We start from the raw sequence: 11528 nt of genomic DNA, 5'->3' as shown, positions 1-11528 counted from the left end.
AATAAAAGATGAGCAACTCAGAATTTGGAAGTATTTCATTTGATTTACCAAAAAACCAATCAAATGTAATCAAAGTAATAGGTGTAGGAGGAGGCGGAAGTAACGCAATTAATCACATGTTCAAGCAAGGAATCAAAGGTGTTGATTTTATTGTTTGTAACACAGATTCACAAGCGTTGCAAAATAGTTCAGTACCAAATAAAATTCAGTTAGGTGTAAACCTTACTGAAGGATTAGGTGCAGGAGCAAACCCTGATGTAGGACAACAATCTGCTATTGAAAGTATCGCTGACATCGAAAAAATGTTAGATCGCAATACTAAGATGGTTTTTATCACTGCCGGAATGGGTGGTGGTACAGGTACTGGAGCAGCTCCAGTTATTGCGCAATTAGCAAAAGAAAGAGAAATTCTTACGGTAGGTATCGTAACACTTCCTTTTTCTTTTGAAGGTAAAGTGCGTCAAGAACAAGCGCTTATCGGAATCGAAAAATTGCGTAAGCAAGTGGATTCCTTAATCGTAATCAACAACAATAAATTAAGAGAAGTATACGGAAATCTTGGTTTCAAAGCTGGGTTTTCGAAAGCTGATGAAGTTTTGGCAACAGCCTCAAGAGGAATTGCTGAAGTAATTACACATCACTATACTCAAAATATCGATTTACGTGATGCCAAAACTGTTTTAGCGAATAGTGGAACGGCTATCATGGGATCTTCTGTTTCTTCAGGAGAAAATAGAGCTAAGGAAGCAATCGTTTCGGCTTTAGATTCCCCTTTACTAAATGATAACAAAATTACAGGTGCTAAAAACGTATTGTTGCTCATCGTTTCTGGCTCTAATGAAATCACTTTAGATGAAATAGGAGAGATAAATGACCACATCCAAACTGAAGCTGGTTTCAATGCAAACATCATTATGGGTGTTGGTGAGGACGAGACTCTTGGTGATGCTATTGCAGTAACTATTATTGCAACTGGTTTTGATATTGAACAACAAAACGGAATCGTAAACACGGAGCCAAAAAAAATAATCCATACATTAGAGGATGAACAAAGAAGTGTTCATAACCTATCAAATACTGCAGTTCCTGCTTTTGACTTGAATGCAGATAGTGCGGCTTCTAATGTAAATGACAGAGTAGTTTTTGACTTAGTTGAAGAGGAAGAAGACGAGAGATTCGTTCCTACAGTACAACAAACAGTTGTTCCAGTTGCGGGAAACGAAGATTTGATGGCAATGTCTGAATTTATTAAAAATCTAGATGTAACCTTTGAAATCGTTTCTCCATTAAAAGATATTGATTTTACTTTTACTACACCAAGAGCTACCGAAACGAAACAAGTGGAGCAGCCTAAAGCTGTTGAAAAAGAAGAGCAAACTACTTTTTCTTTTGATTTGCCACTTTTTAAGTCAGAGCCAGTTGTTGAAGTACCAGTTGAAAAAGAAGAGAAAATTTTGTTTGAATTAACAAATGAAACTCGTGAAATTAAAGTAAATCAACCGGTACAGTTTGTTCCTGTAACGGAGCTTTCGGATAACGGAATTATCAAATATTCTCTTGAAGAATACATGGAAGTTGAAAATGATTTTATTGCCTCAAAACCAGCTGCAAAAGTGGAGGAAGTGATTCCTGAGGAAATGAACATCACAATGAAACAAGTAGATACTACGCAACAAGCGCCATCGAAGTTTGAAGAAATTTCTCCAATGGAAATGACAATCGAAGAGACATTGCGTTTAAGAGCTGATGAAAGAAGAAAGAAACTAAAAGAATTTAATTATAAGTTTCACAATAATGTATCTAAAATTGATGAATACGAAAGAGAGCCAGCTTATAAGCGTTTAGGAATAGATATTTCTAATAATCAAGCTAACAATACCAACTCTAGAATATCAGTAGGTACGGACAGTAATAATGATTTACAATTGCGTTCTAATAATTCTTATTTGCACGATAATGTAGATTAACTTTGAAATTAACAAAGGATATAACCCGAAAATTACATTTAATTTTCGGGTTATTTTTTTTATATTCGCACCACGGTTTACGAGAAAAAGGAGATGGGCCAATTTCCTGCTGTACGTTACAAGATTTTTTCGAAAAACGGTTATTTCTAAGGGTTTTAAAGAGCTTCCGTTGGTCGCTTTTCAAATCCAAGAAATAAATCCGTTTTCTCTTAAAATGCTTTTCACTACCATCAGGGGCAACAAACCCGTACTCTCAACCCCACTAATTAAATAAATAGATATGAGTTTAGCAACAAACATCATGGATGAGCTTAAAGCTGCCATGAGAGCAAAAGATACAGTAGCATTAGAAGCATTACGAGCGATAAAATCAGAATTGCTTTTAGCACAAACGGCTAACGGTTCAAAAGAGGAAATCTCAGAGGACGAAGAGGTAAAATTATTACAGAGATTGGTAAAAACCCGCAAGGAAAGTGCTAGAATCTTTACGGAGCAAAATCGTTTGGATTTAGCTGAACCCGAATTGGCTCAAATTGCTGTAATCGAGAAGTTTTTGCCAGCACAATTAAGTGAGGCAGAAGTAGAAGCTGTAATTGCAAAAATTATTGCTGAAACAGAAGCATCTGGAATTGCATCGATGGGAAAAGTAATGGGATTAGCCTCTGCTCAATTAGGAGGAACGGCAGAAGGAAAAGTAATTTCTACTATCGTTAAAAAATTATTAGTATAAATAAGTAGCATTTGTTTATCGGTTTTAAATTATACTATTTAAAACCGATATAACGAGCGGTATCATTAATAAGGCTGAGTAGTTCAACTGGATAGAATATCAGATTTCGACTCTGAGGGTTGCAGGTTCGAACCCTGTCTCGGCCACCAAAAGCAAGCTTTTAAGCTTGCTTTTTTTATACTATCTTTTCAATTAATTTGAATTGGGTAAGCAGTTTTGTAGCTTCGTTTATCTAATTCTTTTCTGTTAACTATAATGAGCGTCTTTCAATTTTTTGTTTTTACTATTTTAGCAGCATTGCTCGTTATCTATATAATGGGTTTGATAGTCGAACCCTTGTATGTGCTAATTTTCAATAAACCATTTTACATTCATTGGTATCCTATCCCAAAAAGGTTAAGCTCAAGTCAGATGAAAGTTTTAAGTCAAGAATTTACTTTTTATTCAAAGCTTCCCGAGAAATACCAAGTATATTTTGAGCATCGAGTAGCTTCTTTTTTGAGGCATTACAAAATAATTGGAATGGATGGTTTTGAACTCTCGGATCGATCTCGCGTGCTGATCGCAGCGACTTATGTGATGCTGACCTTTGGTATGCGCCGTTATTTAATTACCATCTTTAAAAATATAATCGTTTATCCTGAGGCTTATTTATCCCGCATCACAGGTGAAATGCACAAAGGAGAATTTAATCCTGGATTGAAAATTATCGTGTTTTCTTGGGCTGATTTTGAAGAGGGATTTCAGTTTGCAAATGATAATCTAAATTTGGGTCTACATGAGTTTTCTCATGCTTTGTATTTTCATGGCTTAAAAGGGAGGGACCATTCTAGCGCTATTTTCAGTGACGAATACAGCAAACTTCAAGAATATTTGGTTCAGCCTGAAGTTGTTCAAAAATTAACCGAATCTGATTATTTTAGAATTTACGCTTATACTAATCACGCTGAATTTTTTGCTGTAGTATTGGAGCATTTTTTTGAAACTCCGCATAGTTTCAAAAGTGAATTCCCGGACTTATATACTATCGTTAAAAAAATGATTAATCATAAAGATCATTAGCAAATAATTCCTGATGAACTAGTAAATGGTTAGAGAGTGCTGTAAAAGTAAAAAGTCCTGAATTTTCAGGACTTTTTACTTTTGGGTATCGATTAAATTGTAGTCAGTTTTTTTAGGTCGGCTACAGTTGCGATTGGATCAGCCGCGCCAAACACGTAGCTTCCAGCAACTAAAACATCCGCTCCAGCTTCTGCTAGTTGTTTAGCATTTTTATTCGTTACACCACCGTCAATTTCGATCAGCGTTGTAGCGCCTTTTCTTTCGATCAAGGCTTTCAGTTTTCGTACTTTATCGTAGGTGTTTTCAATGAATGATTGCCCACCAAATCCAGGGTTGACACTCATGAGGCACACTAAATCAATGTCATTAATTACGTCTTCGAGTAAATCCACATTCGTGTGCGGGTTCAACGCAACTCCGGCCTGCATACCCTCTGCTTTAATGGCTTGTAAGGTTCTGTGTAAATGTGTACAAGCTTCGTAGTGTACGCTAAGAATATTGGCGCCTAAGGCTGCAAAAGTTTTGATGTAGCGGTCAGGGTCAATAATCATTAAATGAACGTCTATCGTTTTAGTTGCATGCTTGTTGATAGCTTCTAATACAGGCATTCCGTATGAAATGTTTGGAACAAAAACACCGTCCATGATGTCGATATGAAACCAATCGGCTTCGCTAGCATTAATCATTTCGATATCACGTTGCAGGTTCCCAAAATCGGCAGCAAGTACGGATGGAGCAATAAGAGTATTTTTCATGTTGTAGTTGTTTGATCTGAATTTGAGTCAGATTCTTTAGTAGTTGTTTGTGCAAAAATAGTTTTTTTGAAGCAACGGAGAAAGTTTTTTGTGTAGACAGTTCGTGATTTGTATTCTTATTTGCGTAAGGGATAGAGGCGGCATCCTCGTAGCGGAGCGCAGAGATACAGCCGAAAGCCCGACCCGAAGTCGCGAGGAGGAACGACGAAGCAATAACGGAGGGTTACGCCCTGTTGGTGATTAGTGATTAGTGATTAGTGATTAGTGAAAAGTGATTAGTAATTAGTAAAAAGAATTAAGATTAAAAAGTAAAACTCCGGTAATCAGCCGGAGTTTCAATCATCAATCAAAAAACGAACAGTTAATCAGACTGTTGTTTGCTGTACGCCAAAAGTCAAATATCCTAGTAGCCTGTGGCTTTAAGATATTTGACTCTTTTGGCTTTAGGTTTATTAACCTAAATATGTCTTTAAAATCTTACTTCTAGAAGTATGTTTCAATCTACGAATTGCTTTTTCCTTGATCTGACGTACACGCTCACGAGTTAAGTCAAACGTTTCACCAATTTCTTCTAAAGTCATTGGGTGTTGATCACCAAGACCAAAGTACAAACGAACAACATCAGCCTCACGAGGCGTTAATGTTTCTAATGAACGCTCAATTTCAGTACGTAGTGATTCGTGGATTAATTCTCTGTCTGGGTTAGGAGACTCACCTGAACGTAAAACGTCATAAAGGTTTGAATCTTCTCCTTCAACAAGAGGCGCATCCATTGATAAGTGACGACCAGAGTTTTTCATAGACTCTTTTACATCATTTACCGTCATGTCTAGTTCTTTTGCAATTTCTTCAGCAGATGGTGGACGCTCGTTAGATTGCTCTAATAACGCATACATTTTGTTGATTTTATTGATAGAACCAATTTTGTTTAATGGCAAACGTACAATACGAGATTGTTCAGCAAGTGCTTGCAAAATCGATTGGCGAATCCACCATACAGCATACGAAATGAATTTGAAACCACGTGTTTCATCAAAACGTTGAGCTGCTTTTATAAGTCCAAGGTTACCTTCGTTAATTAAATCGGGAAGTGTTAATCCTTGATTTTGATATTGTTTTGCAACCGAAACCACAAAACGTAAATTCGCTTTTGTTAATTTCTCTAAGGCTCTTTGATCTCCAGCCTTAATCTTTTGTGCTAATTCTACTTCTTCATCGGCCGTAATAAGGTCAACTTTACCTATTTCTTGTAAATATTTATCTAATGATGCAGTTTCACGATTCGTTACCTGCTTGGTAATTTTTAGTTGTCTCATGTGTTTGTCTCCTCTACTTTTAAGTGTACATATGGTTATACGTAGGAATCAGAATAAAAGTTACAAAAGTTTATAAAATAATTTATTTTAGTTTATCAATGAGTGAAGTCAAAGTAGGGCATTGCCTTCGGCCCGGGCTGTACGCTGTATCTTTGATTCCATTTCATTTCATCAAAGGATGCCGCTTCCATCCCTAATGCGGTTTTGGAGTTTGTAGAATGTTTTCTGCTTTTAGAAAAATAAAAATTCCGATTAAAATCTCATATAGAAAGCTTAAAATGGCGAAGGGTTATTATTTCTTTCAACACATTCTTCCATTTATATTTTATTTTTTTTCCATTTCCAAATTCATTGAAATGGCCAATATAGATTTCTTTGACTCCAAAAATATTTAATATTGCAAAACATCTATGAAAAGTATCAATTTTTTTTAATTCGTCTTTTATCGACAATTCATAAAGGTGAAAGTAGTCAACATCAAATCGAAAAAGTACTTCTATAAAATCTTCATAAATGTTCAATCTTAATTCCTCCAAAATTAATTCATATTTGAATTGAGGAGTTAATTTGGAGTTTCTCTGGATAAGCCGACCTTTATAAATGGGTTTTTTAGTTTCAAACGTAATAATTAATTCTTCCTTACTCTCAATTTTAATTGCTGCATTTAAACTTAAAGCTAAATCTTTTGCAAGTTGTTCTAAATTTGAAAGCTTTAATTTATGTGAGCCAACTATAAATGGATGTTTAAATTCGTCCATTATAAAATAGGTTTCCAATCCAGTTCCTTTTCAATTAAAGTCCTGTAATGGGTTTCAATTTGTGTTGGAGTTCTCCGAATATATTCCTCAGCTAAAACTCTTTTATTTCCTTTTAAGTTTTTTAAATAGTCAATTCTATTATCAGATTTAATTGTTTCAATGACTTCACCTTTTTCATTTTTGATTTCCCATTTTTCACCAAGATGTGTCCAGATTACAGCATCAATGTCGGTGTTGTTAATCCATTCTAAAATATTATTCTTGAAGAACACATTTTCATGCGAAAAAGTATCAATTGATTTTTTATAGCTACCAATTTGCTTTCTGCCAGAGCCTTCTCTAACTGCTAAATTAAATTTTGCTTCTTCCAGCGTTTTATAACTTGAAATTGCAAAATAAGTTTTAACTTCTTTTGTTTCTTTTGGTGTAATAACAAGCGTTAATCTCCCATCTTTTGAAATTCTTGCAAATTCAATGGGTAGCAGTGGACCATTTTGTGACCAGCCTATTTCTTTGTTAAATTGTAAATCTTTGGGTTGCCATAAAAGGGAACCCCAACCTAGTATTGCTATTTTCATTGTTATTTAGGTATTGATTCTTTACAAATGTGATTTAATTTGTCACGAAAATTATTTCTTAATTCGCAAGCTGAAAACTCATCAAAAATAGTTCTATTAATTATTGCTTTTTTGTAATTAAGAATTAATTCTTCTAAAGCGAGTTGGAGATTTTCTCGATAAATTATTTTTTCAACTTTATTTCCATTTTTAACTTCATCATAAGCTAAAGCTGATTTAGAAGAATCACATTTAATTTTCCAATTATTTTTTGTTTGTGTTTCATGTAAAAGACCGCAACGAACGTTTTGATAAAACTCTTCACCATCAATCTTCTTATCGTAATCTATGAAAGGTTTTCTTTTGTTAAAAAATGATTTGAAAATATCTTGATTTGAATTCATTAGAGTATCTTTTTGACCGTTTATTTTGAACCAGCCTTTCGGTTTATAATTATATTTCCAACCATTTATGAAAGATTCAATAGTCTCAATTAATGAACATTGTAGGTTTACTACAGCAAAACCTTCTCCTAAATCATCACCTATCGCTAAAATTGACTTAATAGGATTAATATATCTCGTTCTTATTCTTTCTTCAAAAAAATAAAAAGCAAGCCCCCAATTATCATCCTTTTCGTAATTGAGATTATTGCATAGTTCATCCCAATTTGAAATTGTTAAACTGCCTGCGATTTTCATATCATGTTTAAGATTCAATTTCTCCATTTTCTATTTTTTTAAGTAAGTTTATTATCATATCATCATCAATAAAAGGACTTAATGCATTCCATATTGCAGTAGGAGATCTGTAGCGAGGATAGGCTAACTTACCAGAATACTTGTGTAATAACTTAACAGACCATTTTATTCCTTTATTTTTAATCAAATTCGCCCAATTCCATCTATCAGTATATTTTTCAATTAAATTATCAGACCAAGGCAAGTTTTCGTTCGAGGACAAATCAAACCATGTCCATTTTGATTCATATTTAGAAATTAATTCTTCACTCCATGGTAGTTTTTTGTTACAACTTAGTCCTACCCAGCTCCAACTATTCCAACTATTTTCATATTGTTCTAATAGCTCACAACTCCACTGCATAGTTGTATTAGAGCTTAGATTTCTAAAAAAAATGCGATCTTCATTAAGTCTTATATAGTACTCATTCCATGCAATTTTTGTGTTAGCGCTTAAACTCTCCCAAGAGAATTTATCAGCATATTTTTCAATCAAGTCAAGAGACCATGGAATTTCATTACGAGCTAAATACCACCATTGTTTCACGCCCAATTTATCATAGTACTTTGTAATGTATTTTTCATTCCAAAAAGTACCATAAACAACGAGATTATCCCAGTCCCACTTATCTTCAAATTTATTAAGCAGATATTCAGACCATTGTATACTTTTATTTTCGCTTAAATACTTAAATTTCAACTTATTTGAAAATTTTTCAATCATCTCAGTGTCAAATAAAATCCCTTCGTTCCTACTTAACGAAAACCATTCTATTTTATCCATATGTTTTTCTATAAGTTCAGAAGTCCAAGGTATTGCAGTGTTCCAGCTTAATGTGTCCCATCTTAAATTGTTTTCAAGTAAATTTATTACATGATCCGACCACATAATATTCCTATTTTTACTTAACAATGACCAGTTAAAACTTTCAATTTTATGAAACTCTATAGGTGAAAGCTCGTTAGCTATATTTGATAATTCATTATATTCAGAGATAAGATCCCAATTTAAAATTTTCTCGAAAGCTAAAATATCTGAAGTCAAAGGATAGAATCCAGAAATCAAATCAACACAAAATTGCGGATTACTCTCGAAAATTTCAGTAACCAACTTTTTATTGTTTTCAGCAATCAATTTATTTGTAATGCCTATACTTGAATTCACCTTGTTAAGGAGCGAACTTTGCGATACAACGGTTAATTTAGAATTGTTTTCCATTTTAGTGTTCAATTTCTAAAGTTAAATTGTTTAATTCTTCTTTTAGTTGTTCTTTGGTTGCTGTAAAGTAGTTATCCCAATTGGTAATGTTATTGATTATTTCAAACGTTTCATTGGTTTTCAATTCAATAATTTCTTTTTCAATACGTTTTAAGTTTGCTTTTAATTTTTCTAAAATTATTTTAAGTTTTTCTTTCTCAGAGGTGGTATCCGAATTGGATTGAAACAATTTTCCTGATTCTAAATCTTTCAAAATTTGATTTACTTTTTCAACGTCGTGTTCGTCATACGCTTTTTTTAAGTTGATAAAGATTCTTTCGGCTTCTTCTTTTTGCTCGTGATTCACTTTGTCAGGATGGCAAAAAGTAGTCGCTTTTCTGAATTTTTTCTTTAAATCTAGTTTTTCTTCATCAGTAAGTTCAAATTGTATTTTCTCTTTTTCAATTTCAAATTGTTCTTGATAATTATTGAAATCTTCTTCCGTTTCTTTTTCTCTCGGTTGATTTTTAAACTTGATTTTTCGTAATTGGAGTATTTCTAAAATTAATTTTCCTAATTCTATTGTATGCCTGTGTTGAAAATCAGACAGTACTTTCTCTAATTCAATTTTTTCATTATCAAAAGCATTTATTTGGCTTTCTAACGTTTTGATTTCTAGTTTAATTCCCGCTACTTCGGGATCATTCCATATAGAAAGTTGCTGATAATTGGAGATAAAAAGGTGAATTGATTTTATTGCTTTGACGTATTCTTTTCCTTGAATAAAAGATATGATAGTATTGATGTCTATGTTGAATTTGTAAATAAGTAGCTTCTTTGTGATTAGTTCTAAATCATCAATATCTTCCAAAAGAATAAGATTTTTTAAAACTTCTAAACGCTTAATTATTTTGTCTAATGGGAAATCAAAATCTTCATTTGTTTGATCAGGAAATTCTTTTTCTATAATACAATTAAACTCTTTAATAAATTGCTGTGCTAATGCAGAATTGTGTGAGTTTACTACAATGTTTTCGTGATTTGTTTCAGCTTTATAACTCCAATTATAGGAGCCAGTTATTACTGTTGTATGGTCAATTATGCAAAATTTATTATGCATAAGATTGGTATCACCATTCCCAATTTTATATACTTTACCGTGTAATTTTTCTAATATTTCAAAATCGATTTGAGAATTTTCGTTGATTTTGTCATTTGAAATTATGATGTAAACTTTACAACCATTCTTTGCTTTGTTTACTAATTTTTCAAATATCAATTTATTTGTAAACCAAGCCACTGCAATATAAACGGATTGTTCTGCGGTATCTATTTCGCTGATAATTCTGTTGGCAATGTTGGCGAAAATGGCTTCGACTTGCATAATAAGTGTTTTAGGGTAGAAACAAATATAGTTTTTTTGCGGCTTGGTGTAATATAATAGTTGTTAAAAACTAGGTTTGTTTGTGGATAAGATTAATCTTTTATTATTGGAATAAAACTCATCTTTGTATAAAAAAACAATGGCAGGTATTGCGACAGATGTTGAAAATCAGATTCTAAAACTTCAGGAGCGTGGAATGATTCTGGATTTAGATCATGAAAAGGTTAAAGAAATTTTGCTTGATATTGGTTATTACAGGCTAGGATTTTATTGGAATCCTTTTGAAATTAATTCAAATCATCACTTTCAAGAAGGTACTTTATTTTCTAATGCAGTTACTTTATATTATTTAGATGTCGATTTAAGGAATCTACTACTGAAACACTTAAATAGAATAGAAATTAATTTCAGGACCAAGCTAGTTTATTATGTTTCTAACAAATACAAATCTTCTCCTACTTGGTTTATTAATCCAAGAGTTATTCATTCTAGCTATATTGGTACGATAGGGAAGTATTATAACGATGATTTTAAAAGAACAAACAAAACAATAAAATTACACCATTTAAATAATATAAATGATTTGTATGCGCCAGCATGGAAAACATTAGAGTTTTTTACTTTTGGTGCTATACTTAAAACCTTCAAGTCATTAAACGATAATGAATTAAAAGTGAAAATTGCAAATTTATACGGTGTTTTGAATTTATCAAAATTTATAAATTTGTTTGATACCATTGTGTATGTAAGGAATACGTGCGCGCACGGAGGTGTGTTATTTGATTTTATGACACCCAAAGGAATTGCCTTATTGCCAAGTATAAGTTTTAACGGTAACAATAGACATTCATTAGATTCCGCCATAAAAATAATTTCATTTGTTTTGAAATCAATTTCTAACGAGAGAAAAAATGATTTAGAAAATGATTTGAACGCTCTGTTTTATAAGCATTCTGAAAACGAGGTAATTAAAGAGATTGTCATTAGTAAGGTAGGATACCAATATTAATTATAATTATTGTAACAAAATAAAGTTTTAGTTGTATCTTTGCACCCTATTA

General features: G+C 32.7%; 11 protein-coding genes and 1 tRNA gene. 5 read left to right on the top strand and 7 right to left on the bottom strand.

Annotated features, from left to right (window positions below):
- Positions 1-8 precede the first annotated feature (8 nt).
- From ftsZ to ACZ2G0_RS00720, 4 genes are all read left to right on the top strand, one after another.
- Complete coding sequence (gene ftsZ / locus ACZ2G0_RS00735) at positions 9-1967, top strand: cell division protein FtsZ (RefSeq protein WP_470308564.1); 1959 nt, start codon at positions 9-11, stop codon at positions 1965-1967.
- A gap of 280 nt (positions 1968-2247) precedes the next feature.
- Positions 2248-2697 carry a GatB/YqeY domain-containing protein gene (locus ACZ2G0_RS00730; RefSeq protein WP_470308563.1) on the top strand — a complete coding sequence of 150 codons (450 nt, stop codon included), beginning with the start codon at positions 2248-2250 and terminating at the stop codon, positions 2695-2697.
- A 72-nt stretch (positions 2698-2769) separates the two neighbouring features.
- Positions 2770-2846: transfer RNA gene (locus ACZ2G0_RS00725), tRNA-Arg, on the top strand.
- A 262-nt stretch (positions 2847-3108) separates the two neighbouring features.
- Positions 3109-3759, top strand: coding sequence for a zinc-dependent peptidase (locus ACZ2G0_RS00720; RefSeq protein ID WP_470308562.1), 651 nt, complete (start codon positions 3109-3111; stop codon positions 3757-3759).
- Between the two features lie 92 nt (positions 3760-3851).
- Here the strand turns inward: ACZ2G0_RS00720 and rpe are convergent, their stop codons facing one another.
- The 7 genes from rpe to ACZ2G0_RS00685 form a co-directional block, all read right to left on the bottom strand.
- Positions 3852-4514 carry a ribulose-phosphate 3-epimerase gene (rpe, locus tag ACZ2G0_RS00715; RefSeq protein ID WP_470308561.1) on the bottom strand — a complete coding sequence of 221 codons (663 nt, stop codon included), beginning with the start codon at positions 4512-4514 and terminating at the stop codon, positions 3852-3854.
- 452 nt (positions 4515-4966) lie between these two features.
- Positions 4967-5830 (bottom strand): sigma-70 family RNA polymerase sigma factor, encoded by an 864-nt coding sequence (locus tag ACZ2G0_RS00710; protein ID WP_026707723.1) that lies wholly within the window; start codon positions 5828-5830, stop codon positions 4967-4969.
- Between the two features lie 260 nt (positions 5831-6090).
- Positions 6091-6588 (bottom strand): hypothetical protein, encoded by a 498-nt coding sequence (locus tag ACZ2G0_RS00705; protein ID WP_470308560.1) that lies wholly within the window; start codon positions 6586-6588, stop codon positions 6091-6093.
- Positions 6588-7166, bottom strand: a complete 579-nt coding sequence (locus ACZ2G0_RS00700) for a hypothetical protein (RefSeq protein WP_470308559.1) — start codon at positions 7164-7166, stop codon at positions 6588-6590. Before ACZ2G0_RS00700 ends, ACZ2G0_RS00705 begins: the two co-directional genes overlap by 1 nt.
- Positions 7167-7168: 2 nt before the next feature.
- Positions 7169-7873: a hypothetical protein gene (locus ACZ2G0_RS00695; RefSeq protein ID WP_470308558.1), complete on the bottom strand. Its 705-nt coding sequence runs from the start codon at positions 7871-7873 to the stop codon at positions 7169-7171.
- Positions 7854-9104, bottom strand: coding sequence for a hypothetical protein (locus ACZ2G0_RS00690; protein ID WP_470308557.1), 1251 nt, complete (start codon positions 9102-9104; stop codon positions 7854-7856). Before ACZ2G0_RS00690 ends, ACZ2G0_RS00695 begins: the two co-directional genes overlap by 20 nt.
- Position 9105: 1 nt before the next feature.
- Positions 9106-10467 carry a phospholipase D-like domain-containing protein gene (locus tag ACZ2G0_RS00685; protein ID WP_470308556.1) on the bottom strand — a complete coding sequence of 454 codons (1362 nt, stop codon included), beginning with the start codon at positions 10465-10467 and terminating at the stop codon, positions 9106-9108.
- A 124-nt stretch (positions 10468-10591) separates the two neighbouring features.
- Between ACZ2G0_RS00685 and ACZ2G0_RS00680 the strand changes: the two genes are divergently transcribed.
- A complete protein-coding gene (locus ACZ2G0_RS00680) occupies positions 10592-11476 on the top strand; it encodes an Abi family protein (RefSeq protein WP_470308555.1) in 885 nt (294 codons plus the stop codon).
- The last annotated feature ends 52 nt before the right edge of the window (positions 11477-11528 follow it).

The organism is Flavobacterium sp. KKT103 (assembly GCF_055640565.1).
This window is presented reverse-complemented; position numbering and strand designations above follow the sequence as displayed.